General features: G+C 64.7%; 8 protein-coding genes. 5 read left to right on the top strand and 3 right to left on the bottom strand.

All coding sequences use genetic code 11. The features are described from left to right. Positions 1–38: 38 nt before the first annotated feature. From AB5Y98_RS15310 to AB5Y98_RS15300, 3 genes are all read left to right on the top strand, one after another. Positions 39–1,385 (top strand): MATE family efflux transporter, encoded by a 1,347-nt coding sequence (locus AB5Y98_RS15310; RefSeq protein ID WP_017779566.1) that lies wholly within the window; start codon positions 39–41, stop codon positions 1,383–1,385. An 11-nt stretch (positions 1,386–1,396) separates the two neighbouring features. Next, positions 1,397–1,987 (top strand): hypothetical protein, encoded by a 591-nt coding sequence (locus AB5Y98_RS15305; protein ID WP_017779567.1) that lies wholly within the window; start codon positions 1,397–1,399, stop codon positions 1,985–1,987. 286 nt (positions 1,988–2,273) lie between these two features. Further along, on the top strand, positions 2,274–2,489 hold the full coding sequence (locus tag AB5Y98_RS15300) for a YdcH family protein (protein WP_005299061.1): 216 nt from the start codon (positions 2,274–2,276) through the stop codon (positions 2,487–2,489). Positions 2,490–2,565: 76 nt separating this feature from the next. Here AB5Y98_RS15300 and AB5Y98_RS15295 read toward each other — a convergent pair whose 3' ends face one another. Further along, a complete protein-coding gene (locus tag AB5Y98_RS15295; RefSeq protein WP_368232212.1) occupies positions 2,566–3,681 on the bottom strand; it encodes a helix-turn-helix domain-containing protein in 1,116 nt (371 codons plus the stop codon). 188 nt (positions 3,682–3,869) lie between these two features. On the opposite strand from AB5Y98_RS15295, the gene AB5Y98_RS15290 reads away from it, so the two are divergent. Next, the gene (locus AB5Y98_RS15290) at positions 3,870–6,374 is read left to right on the top strand and encodes a penicillin acylase family protein (protein ID WP_368232211.1); all 2,505 of its coding nucleotides are present in this window, start codon (positions 3,870–3,872) and stop codon (positions 6,372–6,374) included. A 71-nt stretch (positions 6,375–6,445) separates the two neighbouring features. Here the strand turns inward: AB5Y98_RS15290 and nifJ are convergent, their stop codons facing one another. Continuing rightward, positions 6,446–10,021: a pyruvate:ferredoxin (flavodoxin) oxidoreductase gene (gene nifJ / locus AB5Y98_RS15285; RefSeq protein ID WP_368232210.1), complete on the bottom strand. Its 3,576-nt coding sequence runs from the start codon at positions 10,019–10,021 to the stop codon at positions 6,446–6,448. Next, on the bottom strand, positions 10,018–11,679 hold the full coding sequence (locus tag AB5Y98_RS15280; protein WP_368232209.1) for an NAD(P)-binding protein: 1,662 nt from the start codon (positions 11,677–11,679) through the stop codon (positions 10,018–10,020). Before AB5Y98_RS15280 ends, nifJ begins: the two co-directional genes overlap by 4 nt. A gap of 376 nt (positions 11,680–12,055) precedes the next feature. Between AB5Y98_RS15280 and AB5Y98_RS15275 the strand changes: the two genes are divergently transcribed. Further along, positions 12,056–13,870, top strand: coding sequence for an MOSC N-terminal beta barrel domain-containing protein (locus AB5Y98_RS15275; RefSeq protein WP_368232208.1), 1,815 nt, complete (start codon positions 12,056–12,058; stop codon positions 13,868–13,870). The last annotated feature ends 39 nt before the right edge of the window (positions 13,871–13,909 follow it).

Here is a 13,909-nt window from a genome sequence, read left to right as displayed (position 1 = left end):
GGCGCCGACGAGGGCCATCCCCAGTATTTGGACACCCCATGCAAACTCAATCCCACGCAGGTCCGGGCTCCCTCTTCTCCCTGACCTGGCCCCTGTTTATCGATCTCGCCCTGCACTTTCTGACCGGGGCCCTCAACACCTTCATGGTGGGTCACGTCTCCTATCAGGGGGTGGCGGCGCTCGCGGTCGGCAACCAGGTGTTCGATCTCGCCATCACCCTGTTCAGCTTTGTCAGCATCGGCACCAGCGTGGTGATCACCCAGTATCTGGGGGCCGGCGACAAGGAGAAGGCGCGCGTCGTCATCCACACCGCCATCGGTTTCAACCTGCTGGTGGGGCTGGTGGCCGCCGTCGGCGTCATCGCCGGCGCCAGTACCATGCTGGCGCTGATGAACCTGCCCGCCAACCTGATGAACGATGCCACCCTCTACCTGCAGATCATCGGCCTGTGCCTGCTGCCGGAAGCGGCGGCCCTCTGCCTGGCCGCCACCCTGCGTGCCCACGGCCACACCCGTCAGGCCATGTACGTGACCCTGACCGTCAACCTCATCACCTTCGTCGGCAACCTGCTGCTGCTCTACGGCTGGTTCGGCCTGCCCCAGCTCGGGGTGGCCGGGGTCGCCATCAGCACGGTAGCGGGCCGCATCGTCGGGGTGGTGCTGCTGGTGTGGCTGGTGGCGCGCAAGACCGGCATCCACCTGAAACTGCCGGAGATCGTCAAACCCAGCCGGCTGATGCTGGGCAAGGTGTTGCACATCGGTCTGCCGGCCGCCGGGGAGAACCTCTCCTGGATGCTGCAGTTCATGGTGGTGACCGCCTTCGTCGGCCTGCTCGGCGACAAGGCACTGGCGACCCAGTCCTACTTCTTCCAGATCTGCCTGTTCATCCTGCTGTTCGGCCTCTCCATCGGCCTTGGCAACGAAATCATCATCGGCCATCTGGCGGGGGCCCGCCGCTTTGAGCAGGCCTACACCCAGCTGATGAAGAGCCTGAAACTGGGGCTCGTCGTCACCGCGCTCATCGCCCTCGCCGCCGCCCTCAACGGCCGCACCATCATCAGCCTGTTCACCGATGACGCCGACATCATCACCCAGGTGGCGCAGCTGTTCTTGATAAGCCTCATTCTGGAACCCGGCCGCACCTTCAACCTGGTGGTGATCAACGCCCTGCGCGCCACCGGTGACGCCCGTTTCCCGCTCTACATGGCGCTGCTCTCCATGTGGGGAATTGCCGTTCCATTGGCCTATTTCCTTGGTATCATGCAGGGTTATGGACTGGTCGGTATCTGGTTGGCGCTCGCCTGCGACGAGTGGGTGCGCGGTCTGGCCATGTTCTGGCGCTGGCGCAGTCGTCGCTGGCAAAACAAAATTCTTGTTGAAACATAAGCGGAATCACAATGAAGAAGATAGGACTCTTGTTGGCGGCCATCCTGCTCAGCCCGCTCGCCATGGCGCAAACCGCCCCCGCCGTCCCCAAGGCGCAGGCGGCCCAGACCTGGTACGTGGCCCCCATCGCCATCGATGAAACCAGCGAGGCCCAGAAGGCACTGACCAAGGACTTCATGGCCCAGATGATCAAGACCATCAAGATCAACGAGTACCAGACCGGCAAGGCGGTGGGCAAGACCAAGTCGCCCAAGTGGCTGATCCGCACCAAGCTGATGCCGGCAAGCAGCGACCCCCTGGTCGGCAAGAAGCACCCGCAGGGCCTCACCTACGGCAAGGGCATTCCTACCCAGGAGATCGTCGGCGAGCTCATCATGAACGGCACCCTGGTAGCCCATGTGGGTCAGGGCTGGCGCGAGCCCATCGTCCCGGGCACCCCGGTGGCCGAGAAGATCTCCATCGCCAACTATCAGTACGCCATCGGCAACGAAGCCAAGTCACCGGATCTGGAAGAGCTGGCGGCGCAAATCGGCTTTGAGGTGGGCAAGGTGATCGCCCGCGATGGCAAGCCGCTGCCCGAGAAGAAAAAGAAAAAAGAGTAAACGCGACACTTGTTACCAAGAAGGGGCCCTGCGCCCCTTTTTGCTGCCCGCCCGGCGGCCCCAGGCTGTCATCCGGCCGTCACAATTGTGATCCATCCGGCACTTTTCAGACTCTCCGCTTACCGATAAAAGCCTTATCAGCTTGTGATTCAAACAGTTAAAAATCGCCCGTCGCATGCAGCAAATCATTGGTCCCGAATTGGAGCCGGATCACATTTATCTCGCAGGGGACGCGGTAGTTTGGTCTTGCAGGCACAATCAAACGAAACCAAGGAGGCCGCATTACATGTTCCCAGAGTACAGAGAGCTCATCTCGAAACTGAAGAGCAGTGATGTCCATTTCCAAAAGAAGTTTGACTTGCATAACGACCTGGATGTGGAGATTAGAAAGTTGGAGAAACATCACGCCAGCGACTACAGCGCCGAGGTGAAGGATCTGAAAAAACAGAAACTCAAACTGAAAGAGGAGATCTACGACATCCTCAAACAACATCCACAATAGACGCCTCGACGAATACCTGGATAAGCAACTTATCCTGCCAGCCCGGCCCGACGCCGGGCTTTTTGTTGCCCGCTCATCAGGAGGCGACGGCCGCTTGCACCCCCTGGCGTCGATACTCGCTGGGGGTCTGGCCGGTATGACGGCGAAAAGCACTGTTGAAGGTGGACTTGCTGTTGAACCCGGCCCGATAACAGACAGAGGCCACCGTCTCGTCGCTCTCCTGCAACAGTCGCTTGGCCTCCGCCACCCGATATCGGTTGAGCCAGTCGTAGAAGTTGCCCCCCGAACAGGCGTTGATGGCGCTGGACGCCTGATGAAGGCTCAGGCCGCACTCCTCGGCCAGCTTGCCAAGGGAGAGGGCGGGATCCCGATAGGCACCGCGCCCGAGCTGGCGCTCCAGCGCCTCGAACAGGGGGCGCAGGCTCTCATCCCGTACCGGTTCCGATGCGGCATCATTGACGCGCTCGCGCAGGCCCCCCTCCGGCGCCCCTCCCTGTTGGGGCAGCCTGGCATGGGCCAGCACCTGCAGCAGCAGATAGGCGGTGACCGGAGCCTGCAGATAGACGGTAGAGAGCGGCCAGCCGAGCCAGCTCAACGCGATACGCACCAGCAACAGCAAGGCCACCAGCAGTTGCAACCCTTGCAACTGAGCGACCCAGGCCCGCAGCGCCGGCTTGCGGCTGACCACCCCAAGGCGCCGCTGCTGCCACCAGTAGGCCAGCCCCAGCAGGGCGATGCAGGCCAGATAGCGGTTGCCATAGAGGGTCACCCCGGGCCACAGCGCATCCCCCTGCTTGCCAAGCAGGATCCAGCTCACCTTGTCGGCCCCCGGCAGCAACCAGTAGGGCAACGCCAGAGCGGCAACCAGCAGCATGGGCAAGCCGTGCACCAGCCGCTCACGCCAGCAACCGAGTACCGACTCCCCCTGCAGGGCTCTGATGTAGCCATACAGGCAGAACGGCAACATCACCACCAGGGGGTCAGCCAGCTTGAGCAGATGGGGCCAATGGTGAAACCACTGCTGTTGGTGATAGAGATACTCCAGCGCCTGCAAGCCGCTCAGGCTGAGCAGGGCCAGCAGATAACCGGCGGCGGCATCCCGCCGCATGCGCCGCAGCCAGCCGAGCGTGGCCAGCAGCAACATGCCGGTCAGGCTCAGACTGAGCACGGCGGCCACTTCTTCCCACTGCATATGCGTCCTCCTGCAGGTACGCCTCCATCGAGACGTACCTGTTTACCCTTGTTTTTATTATGTTTTCCAACCATTGACCGGTTCCATCCAGCGAGGCGACAGGGGCGGAAGGGCTGCGCTTAAATACCTTCGCCTGCGGCTGAAAAGCAACAGAACAATAACAAGTCAGGACCACAGAAGGAACCAGGATGAAAACCCATTTCCCCCTCCCCCTGCTCGGCTGCCTCATACTGGCCGGCTGTCAGGAGAACAACAGCGAGCCGGATCCCGCTCGCCACTACGACGTCACCCTCACCTACACGGAGCAGGGTGTTCCCCACATCAAGGCGAACGACTACGCCAGCCTGGGCTTCGGGGCCGGCTATGCCCATGCCGAAGAGAACCTCTGCACCCTGAGCGAGCAGATCATGAAGCTGCGAGGAGAGAAATCCCGCTGGCTGGGCGCGGGGGAGCAGCAGCGCAACCTGCTCTCCGACGTGGGTTATCGCTCGCTCGACCTGCCTGCCCAGGCCGCGGCCCTGTATGGCAAGCTGGCGCCGGATGCCCGTGACCTTGTCGAAGGCTATGTGGCGGGGTTCAACCACTCCCTTGCCGGGCGAACCAGTCCGGCGGACTACCCCTCCCCCTGCCGCGGGGCCGAGTGGGTCGAACCCATCACCCCGGTCCAGTTGCTGGCCTATCACCTGGATCTTGCCCAGCTGGCCAGCGGCCGCAGCTTTATCAGCGCCATGGCCAGCGCCCAGCCCCCCGCCACTGCCGGTGCACAGGGACGTGCTGCCCTGCCCGCCCCGGCGCTGGATCCCGTCTCGCTGCTCACCTCGGAGGGGATCGGCAGCAACGGCTGGGCGCTGGGGGCGGATCGCAGCAGCAACGCCAACAGCCTGCTGCTCGGCAATCCCCACTTTCCCTGGGATGGCGAGCTCAGATTCTTTGAACAGCACCTGCAGATCCCGGGCAAACTCAATGTGACCGGTGCCACCATGATGGGCTTTCCCGCCATCCTGATCGGCTTCAACGAGCAGCTGGGCTGGACCCACACCGTCTCCCAGTCCAAGCGCTTCACCCTCTATCAGCTCACCCTGGATCCCGCCAATCCGCTGCGTTACCGCTACGGCGACCAGTGGCGGGAGATGAGCCAGAAAGAGATCACCGTGCAGGTCCGCCAGGCCGATGGCAGCCTGCAACCTTATGTCCAGACCATCTATGCCAGCCATTTCGGCCCCATGGTCAACCTCGCCTCCCTCTCGCCCAGCCTGGGCTGGACCAGCAGCAGCGCCGTCAGCTTCCGCGACGCCAACGCCGGCAACTACAAGATGCTGGAACAGTGGCTGGCCATGGCCAGGGCCCAAAGCACCCCGGCCTTCTTCGAGGCGCTGGCCGAGCATCAGGGGGTGCCCTGGGTCAATACCCTGCTGATCGACAAGACGGGCCAGGCCAGCTATGTGGATGCCACCCAGGTACCCCGCCTCGGCGCCAAGGCAGAGGCCTGGTGGCGAGCCGCTTCCCAGACGCCGCAACTGGCCCCCATCTGGCTGGATGGCGAGGGCAGCGTGCTGTTGCCTGGCAACGACCCCGATTTCGAGTGGGTCGATAGCGGCCAGACCCGAGCTCCCGGCCTTGTCCCCCTCAGCCAAGCCCCCCGCCAGACTCGCAGCGACTACGTCTACAACGCCAACAGCAGCCACTGGCTGACCAACCTGGCGGCGCCGCTGGAGGGATACTCCATTCTCTACGGGCCGGAGCAGACGGTGCGCAGCCCGCGTACCCGCTACAACGCCCAGCTCATCAGCACCCCCGATACCATGGGACTGACCGGGGCTGATCGCCGCTTCACCCTGCAAACACTGCAGCAGGTACTGACCCACAACGGCTCCCTGTTTGCCCGCGAGCTCAGAGACCCGTTGGTGGCACGCTGCCAGGCCCATCCGCAGATCCTGCTGACCAGCGGCCCGCTGGACTTGACGCCGAGCTGCAACGCCCTCGCCAACTGGGATGGCGAGTATCAGCTGGAGAGCCGCGGCGCCCACCTGATGCGCGAATGGTTGACGGCGTTTCGCACCAGCGGCCACAGAGACATCAAGGATGCCCTGTTTGCCATCCTATTCAATCCTGCCCAGGCAGCTACCACCCCGAGCGGGCTGACCCCCTGGAGCGGCGCACCGGATGAAGACCCGGCCCTGCTGGCGCTGGCCCAAGCCCAGCAACGGCTGCAGGCGGCCGGTATCGCGCCGGATACCGAACTCGGCGCACTGCAATTCGTGCAAAAAGCGGCCGGGCTGACCCCCATCGCGCTGCCTGGAGGCAACTCGTTTGAGGGGCTGTTCAATATGGTGCAGACCAACCTGCCTTCGCGCAGCAGCTCGGATCTCGCCAACATAGTGACCGGCAAGGCCGTGGCAGGCACCACGCTGCGCAGCCTGGATGATGACGGTGACGGCCAGCCCGAGCTGCGTTATCGCGCCAACTACGGCTCCAGCTTCGTGCTGGCCCTGCAGTTCGATGACGCCGGCCCCAAGGCGGAGCGCTTCCTGAGCTACGGCCAGTCCCACGACCCCGAGAGCCCGCACTTCACCGATCAGACCGAGCTGTTCGCCCGTCAGCAGTGGCAACCCATGCGCTTTACCGAGCAGGAGATAGCGGCCCACCAGGAGCGCCCCCTGCACCTCAAGGTACTGCGCACCAACAGCCCCTGAGCCACCCCTCTCTATCCAGCCATAAAAAGCGGGCCAATGGCCCGCTTTGTCATACCTGTTTCACCCCATCCTCACACCGGCGGATGGAAATGGCTGGCCTCGCGGGTGGCCATCTCCTCGTAGGTGGCCCACTTCTGCCACGCCACTTTTTGTGCCACCTGCATCAGCCGCTGCGCCTCCTCCGGATGGCTCTGGGCCAGCACCCGATAACGGGTCTCCTCCTGGCGGTATTCGGCAAGCGGAATGGAGGGGCGCAGGCTGTCGAGGCTGAAGGGGTTCTGCCCCGCACTGCGCAGTACCGGGTTGTAGCGCATCAGCGGCCAGTGGCCGGAGGCCACGGCGCGTTTTTGCTGGGTCAGGCCAAACTCCATGTCGATACCGTGAGCGATGCAGTGGCTGTAGGCGATGATGAGCGAGGGGCCCGGGTAGGCCTCCGCTTCACGCAAGGCCTGCAGCGCCTGCTGCGGGTTGGCCCCGAAGGCGATGCGAGCAACATAGACGTTGCCGTAGGAGATGGCCTGCAACGCCACGTCCTTCTTGGCCAGCGTCTTGCCCCCCGCCGCGAACTTGGCGACGGCACCGAGCGGGGTCGATTTCGACATCTGGCCGCCGGTGTTGGAGTAGACCTCGGTATCCATCACCAGCACGTTCACATCCCGCCCGGAGGCGAGCACGTGATCGAGCCCCGCCGAGCCGATGTCATAGGCCCAGCCATCGCCGCCGATGATCCAGACCGAGCGGCGCACCAGCTGATCGATAAGCGAGAGCAGCTCGCGAGCCTTGCCGGATTTCACCTCTTCCAGCCGCTCGCGCACTTGCGCCACCCGGGTGCGCTGGGCGCGGATCTCCGACTCCAGCCGCTGCGGGGCGCTAATCAGGGTATCGACCAGCTCTGCGCCCAGCTCCCCCTTCATCGCCTGCAAGGCTGCCACTGCCTGACCGTGATGCTGATCGGCGGTGAGACGAAAACCAAAGCCAAACTCTGCATTGTCCTCAAACAATGAGTTGGACCAGGCCGGCCCCTTCCCTTCACCGTTCTTGGCCCACGGCGTGGTCGGCAGGTTGCCGCCGTAAATGGAGGAGCAACCGGTGGCGTTGGCCACCAGCATGCGGTCACCAAACAGCTGGGTCAGCAGTTTGAGGTAAGGGGTCTCGCCACAGCCGGCGCAGGCGCCGGAGAACTCGAACAGGGGCTCGAGGAACTGGGCACCGCGCACCGTGGAGAAATCCACCCGCTCGCGAGCAGGCCAGGGCAGGCTCTCGAACCAACGCAGCGCCTGTTTCTGGCCGGCCAGATGCGGCGCCTTGTCCATCATGGCGATGGCACGCTCGCCTTCATGGCTCTCATCTTCTCCAGCCCGTACCGGACAGGCCTGCACGCACTGGCCGCAGCCGGTGCAATCTTCCGGATAGAGCTGCAATGTGTAGCGGCTGTCGGGGAAACCCTTGGCGGTGACGGGCACCGACTGGGCGGCCTCGGGGGCACTCGCCAGCCAGTCCTGATGGTAGAACTTGGCCCGCAGCGCCGCGTGGGGGCAGACAAAGACGCAGTTGCCGCACTGGATGCAGATATCGGAGTGCCAAATCGGGATCTCACGGGCGATATCCCGCTTCTCGAAGCGGCTGGTGGCGGTGGGGTAAGTGCCGTCCACCGGCAGCATGGAGACGGGGATCAGATCGCCGCGCCCCGCCATCATCTCGCCGGTGACGCGCTGGACAAACTCGCTGCCCCCCGGCGCCAGCGGCAAGGGGTAGTCGCTCGCCACCTCCTCACCGACTGGAATGGCCACCTGGTAGAGGTGGGCCAGGGTATCGTCCACCGCCGCGAAGTTACGCTCAACTACCTCGGGCCCCTTGCGGGCATAGCTCTTCTCGATGCTCTTCTTGATGAGCGCGATCGCCTCGTCCCGCGGCAAGATGCCGGCCAGGGCGAAGAAGCAGGTCTGCATGATGGTGTTGATGCGATTGCCCATGCCGTTTTGCTCGGCCACTCGATCGCCGTCGATGCAATAGAGGCGGATATTGAGGGCCCGGATGCGGGCGCGCAGCCGCTCGGGCAGCTCGACCCAAACCCGGTCGGGCTCATAGGGGGCGTTGATCAGCAGGGTCGCCCCCTCGGCGGCGTGCTCCAGCAAGTCTACCGATTCGACAAAGCCCCACTGGTGACAGCCGATAAAACTCGCCTGTTCGATAAGCCAGGGGGCGTCGATGGGTTCAGGACCAAAGCGCAGGTGGGAGACGGTGCGCGAGCCCGACTTCTTGGAGTCGTAGACGAAGTAGCCCTGGGCGTGGAAGCCCTCCAGCTCGCCGATGATCTTGATGCTGTTCTTGTTGGCACCCACGGTACCGTCAGCACCGAGGCCGAAGAAGAGCGCCCGCACCCGGCTCGCGGGCTCCAGATCGCCGATGGGGTGCCAGGCCAGACTGAGGCCCGACACATCGTCCACTATCCCTACGGTAAAGCGCGGGCGCGGCGCCTCGGAGGCCAGCTCCTCGAACACAGCCGCGCACATGGCCGGGGTGAACTCCTTGGAAGAGAGGCCGTAGCGACCGCCACTGAGCCAGGGCAGCCGCTTGATAAGGCCGCGCTGCAAGCCATCGATGAGGGCACTCTGCACATCCAGCAGCAGGGGCTCGCCACCGGCGCCCGGCTCCTTGGTGCGATCCAGCACCGCCATGCGCCGCACGCTGGCGGGCAGGGCGTCGAGCAGCGCCTGTACCGGGAAGGGGCGATAGAGGCGCACCACCAGCACCCCGGTCTTGCGATCCTGCCGGTTGAGCCAGTCCACGGTAGTGCGGGCGGTGGCGGCCCCCGATCCCATCAGCACGATGACGTCGGTAGCATCGGGCACGCCGTGGTACTCCACCAGCCGGTAGTGGCGGCCGGTCAGCTCGCCAAGGCTCTCCATGCACTGCTGCACCCGCGCCGGCACCGCCTCGTAGAAGGGGTTGACGCTCTCGCGGGACTGGAAATAGGTATCCGGGTTCTGGGCGGTGCCGCGCATCACCGGATGATCCGGGTTGAGCGCCCGGGCGCGGTGGGCACGCACCCAGTCGTTGTCGATCAGCGCCCGAATTTCATCTTTGTGCAGCGCGGTGATCTTGTTCACCTCGTGGGAGGTACGAAATCCGTCGAAGAAGTGGACGAAAGGCACCCGGCACTGCAGGGTGACGCTATGGGCGACCAAGGCCAAATCCTGCGCCTCCTGTACCGAGCTGGAGGCAAGCATGGCAAAGCCGGTGCTGCGCGCCGCCATCACGTCCTGATGGTCACCAAAAATCGACAGCCCCTGCGCTGCCAAGGATCGGGCCGCCACATGGAACACCGCCGAAGTCAGCTCGCCTGCGATCTTGTACATGTTGGGCAGCATCAGCATCAGCCCCTGACTGGCGGTGAAGGTGGTGGCCAGCGCCCCCGCCTGCAGGGCGCCGTGCACGGTACCGGCTGCCCCCCCTTCGCTCTGCATCTCCACCACGGTAGGGATGTTGCCCCACAGGTTGGTCTGCCCCTCGGCGGCCCAGGCATCGGCCAGCTCGGCCATGGTCGAGCTCGGGGTGATGGGATAGATGGCGCACACTTCGCTCAGCTGATACGCCACCCGGGCCGCGGCTTCGTTGCCGTCAACCATGATCAGTTCGTGTTTCATAGGGACTCCTCCGGTTGGCGCAGCTCGATGGCGTGGCAGGGACACTGGTCGTGGCAGGCACCGCAGCCGGTACAGCGCTCGGCATCCACCTGATACCCCAGACCCGGCCCCAGCTTGGCAATGGCCTGCTCGGGGCAACTGCCATAGCAGCCGTCGCACTCGAAGCAGTTGCCGCAGGAGTAGCAGCGAGCCGCCTCATAGCGGGCCGCCGTCTCGTCCAGTCCGCCGATGATCTCGCCAAAGTCGTCCCGCGCCGAGGGCGGTTTGACCGGCTGGCTGCTGGCGGGGGCGTGGGTCTGGAACCAGAGCTGCAGCTGCTCGGGCCCAACCAGCGGCTTCCCTGCCTGCAAATAGGAGAGCGGCTTGTGGTAGAGGCGACCGCGCAGCCAGGCATCCATGTGGCGCGCCGCCTTCTTGCCGTGACCGGTGGCGATGGTGACGGTGCGCTCGGAAGGCACCATGTCACCGCCGGCAAACAGACCCGGTACATCCGTCATCAGGTTCTCGCCAACCTGCACCACCCCTTCCTGGTTGACCCGCACGCCGGGGATGCTCTCCAGCACGCTCAAGTCCACCTCCTGACCCAGCGCCAGAATGAGGGAGTCCGCTTCGAGGGTTTCAAACTGGCCGGTGGGCACCGGCTTGCCATGTTCGTCGAGGGTCATCACCTCCACTTCGATATTGGTGTTGTCGAGCTGGCGGATGGTGCGCAACCAGTTGATCTTGATCCCCTCCTCCTCGGCCTCGTCGGCTTCGAAGGCGTGGGCCGGCATATGATCCCGGTCGCGGCGGTAGATGATCATCGCCTCTTCAACACCGAGGCGGCGAGCGGTGCGGGCCGCGTCCATGGCGGTGTTGCCGCCGCCGTAGATGGCCACCCGCCGCCCCAGTTTGGGGGGCGGCAAGCCCTGCTCTTCGGCCAGACTGGCCTGCTCGAGGAAGCTCACCGCATCGAGGATCTTGCCCGCCTCCCGGGCCGGAATGTCGACCCGCTTGGCCAGATGGGCGCCGATGGCCATGAAGACGGCGTCAAAGCCCCCCTGGTCGCGCTCCTTGAGCACGTCCTCCACCTTGTGGTTGAGGGTAAGGGTGACGCCAGCAGCGACGATGCGGGCCACCTCCCGATCCAGCACCTCGCGGGGCAGACGGTAAGCGGGAATGCCGAAGCGCAGCATGCCGCCGGCAAGCGGCCCCGCCTCGCGGATCTCCACCTGATGGCCGAGTCGGTTGAGGTGCCAGGCGCAGGAGAGGCCGGAGGGGCCGGCGCCTATGATGAGTACCTTCTTGCCGCTGGCGGGCGCGGGGGCTGCAGGCTGCCAGCCCCGGGCCAGCGCCTCGTCGCCGAGAAAGCGTTCGATGGCATGAATGGAGACGGCATCATCCACCTGGGCCCGGTTGCAGGCGCTTTCGCAGGGGTGATAGCAGACCCGCCCGTGGACCGCAGGCAGGGGATTTTCTTCGATGAGAGTCTGCCAGGCCGCCTCGAAGCGGCCCGCTTCAGCCAGGGCAAGCCAGGCCTGGATGTTCTCGCCAGCCGGGCAGGCATGATTGCAGGGTGGCAGGGCCGGCCGCCAAACGGGTAGCCGAGTACGGACCGGACCTGTTCCCGTCTTCTGGGAGAGATCCGGCGGTGGAGTCATATCCAGTTGTTTGCTCATACATTGCTTTCTTCTTTTTGGGTGACAGGCCCCATCCGAATGCACTTGATACCGTTTAACCGAAGCGGACGGTGGCCGGAGAGGGAAGAAGCGAAAGCGTCAGAAACTGGAAGCTGACTCGATAATGGACTGATTTTTGTACTGAATGACGGATCAGGATCAAAAAATGTTGCACTTTATGAGGTATGGAGTGCACAACGTGACCCGTGTAACATCTTGCCCGTCTGCAGGAACTCCGCTCGGGCTCACGCCTCGCAAGCGACACCGCACCGTCGGCGACCCCGAGTGAACGCCATCCCTGCAACCATTGCTGCACGGAACGGGGCTCGCCCGCTTCTCTCCTGCACTGGAACCGCCACCGCACAAGGACCCGGCCATGCCAACACTCGCCAGCATTCATCTCTACCCCATCAAGTCGACGGCAGGCATGCCACTGACCCGCGCCCTGGTCACCGAAGAGGGGCTGCAAGGGGATCGCCGCTACATGGTGGTCAAACCGGACGGCAGCTTCATCACCGCCCGCACCCATCCCCAGCTGCAGCAGGTGGTGGCCACCCCCATCGAGGGCGGCCTGCAGCTGCGCTATCCGGGCTTCGAGCCGCTCACCCTGCGAGAGACCGAGTTCAGCCGCGCGCCCCGGGCCACCGGCGTCTGGAAAGACAGCTTCAACGCCCTGCACACCCACACCCAGGCCGATGCGTGGCTGAGCAAGGTGGCGGGGGAGCCGGTGCAGCTGCTCTGGCTTGGCGAAGAGTCTGCCCGCTTTCGGGAGAAGACCGGCACCCGGGTCAGCTTTGCCGACGGTTACCCCCTGCTGCTGATAAGCCAGGCCTCTTTGGAAGATCTCAACCTGAGATCCGACGCGCTGCACCAGATGAGCCAGTTTCGCACCAACCTGGTGGCGAGCGGCACCCTCCCCTTCGAGGAGGACGGCTGGAAGCGGATCCGCATCGGCGAGGTGGAGTTCTTGGTCGCCAAGCCTTGCAGCCGCTGCATCATGACCACGGTGGAGCCGGGCACGGATCGCTTCAATGCCCTGAAAGAGCCGCTGGCCACCCTCACCCGCTACCGGCGCGGCGAGGATGGCGAGGTCTACTTCGGTCAGAACCTGGTGGCCCTCAACGAGGGGTGGATTGAGGCGGGCAGCGAGATCGAGGTGCTGGAGCGCGCCCGCGCCCCTGTCTACCCCAACGCGGCCCCGAAAAAACGGGAGCTGGTGTGCGTGGCTCGCGAGCCGCTGGCGCGGGATCTGGAGACCTTCTGGTTCGAGGCGGCCGATGGCGAGCCCCTGCCCGACTATCTGCCAGGCCAGCATCTGCCCATCAGCCTGGACATTGGCCTGGGTCTGCGGCGCGAGCGTCTGCAGCGCCGCTATACCCTGAGCTCCACCCCGGAGCGGCCGGAGCGTTACAGCATCAGCGTCAAGAAGGTAGGAGGCGGCCGCATCTCCCACTGGCTGCACCAGCAGCTGCAACCGGGTGACCGTCTGCTGGCCGCCAACCCCGCCGGCGAATTTCATCTGGGCCGGGATCGCAATCTCTTGCTGCTTTCGGCGGGCTCGGGGGTCACTCCCATGCTCTCCATTGCCCGCACCTTAGGCTTGCGCGGTGAGCTCGGCGACGTGCACTTCATGCACCTGTGCCGCAGCGAGGCGGACATTCCCGCCGCCGGCGAGCTGCACGCCCTGGCGCAGCAGGGGATGACCCTCACCCTGATCCTGAGCCAGCCCGGCGAGCAATGGCAGGGGCTCAGGGGGCGCCTCGGCGATGAGCATCTCGCGCTTGTCAAGAAGCTCGCCGAGCGGGAAGTGTTTATCTGCGGCCCCCACGGCTTTATGGCCGATGCGGCCACCAGACTGGCCGCCCTTGGCGTGCCGGCCGGGCGGATCCGCCAGGAGAGCTTTGGCGGCGCCATCCTCTCCCTCTCCCGCCCCCATCAGGCGGTGCAACTGCGCATCGGCGAGCAGGCGTTTGCCGGCAACAATCAGGGCACAGTGCTGGATCAGGCCCACAAACAGGGGGTGGAGCTGCCCTGGAGCTGCCGCGCCGGCATCTGCGGCAGTTGCAAGCAGACCCTGGTCTCGGGTGAAGTGGATCACCCCGATGCCCCGGCCATCACCGCCGCCGAGCGAGCCGCTGGCAAGATCCTCACCTGTTGCGCCGTCCCCCTCACCGACATCGTCATCAAATAAGGTGATCGAGGCACAATAATACCGCCGGCCGGGAGCATG

Source organism: Aeromonas sp. s3, assembly GCF_040907805.1.
Lineage (GTDB): Bacteria > Pseudomonadota > Gammaproteobacteria > Enterobacterales > Aeromonadaceae > Aeromonas > Aeromonas dhakensis.
This window is presented reverse-complemented; position numbering and strand designations above follow the sequence as displayed.

Excerpts from the sequence above, each read along its gene's own strand:
- AB5Y98_RS15310 (WP_017779566.1), top strand. The coding sequence starts at position 39 with ATGCAAACTCAATCCCACGCAGGTCCGGGCTCCCTCTTCTCCCTGACC.
- AB5Y98_RS15305 (WP_017779567.1), top strand. The coding sequence starts at position 1,397 with ATGAAGAAGATAGGACTCTTGTTGGCGGCCATCCTGCTCAGCCCGCTC.
- AB5Y98_RS15300 (WP_005299061.1), top strand. The coding sequence starts at position 2,274 with ATGTTCCCAGAGTACAGAGAGCTCATCTCGAAACTGAAGAGCAGTGAT.
- AB5Y98_RS15295 (WP_368232212.1), bottom strand. The coding sequence starts at position 3,681 with ATGCAGTGGGAAGAAGTGGCCGCCGTGCTCAGTCTGAGCCTGACCGGC.
- AB5Y98_RS15290 (WP_368232211.1), top strand. The coding sequence starts at position 3,870 with ATGAAAACCCATTTCCCCCTCCCCCTGCTCGGCTGCCTCATACTGGCC.
- nifJ (WP_368232210.1), bottom strand. The coding sequence starts at position 10,021 with ATGAAACACGAACTGATCATGGTTGACGGCAACGAAGCCGCGGCCCGG.
- AB5Y98_RS15280 (WP_368232209.1), bottom strand. The coding sequence starts at position 11,679 with ATGAGCAAACAACTGGATATGACTCCACCGCCGGATCTCTCCCAGAAG.
- AB5Y98_RS15275 (WP_368232208.1), top strand. The coding sequence starts at position 12,056 with ATGCCAACACTCGCCAGCATTCATCTCTACCCCATCAAGTCGACGGCA.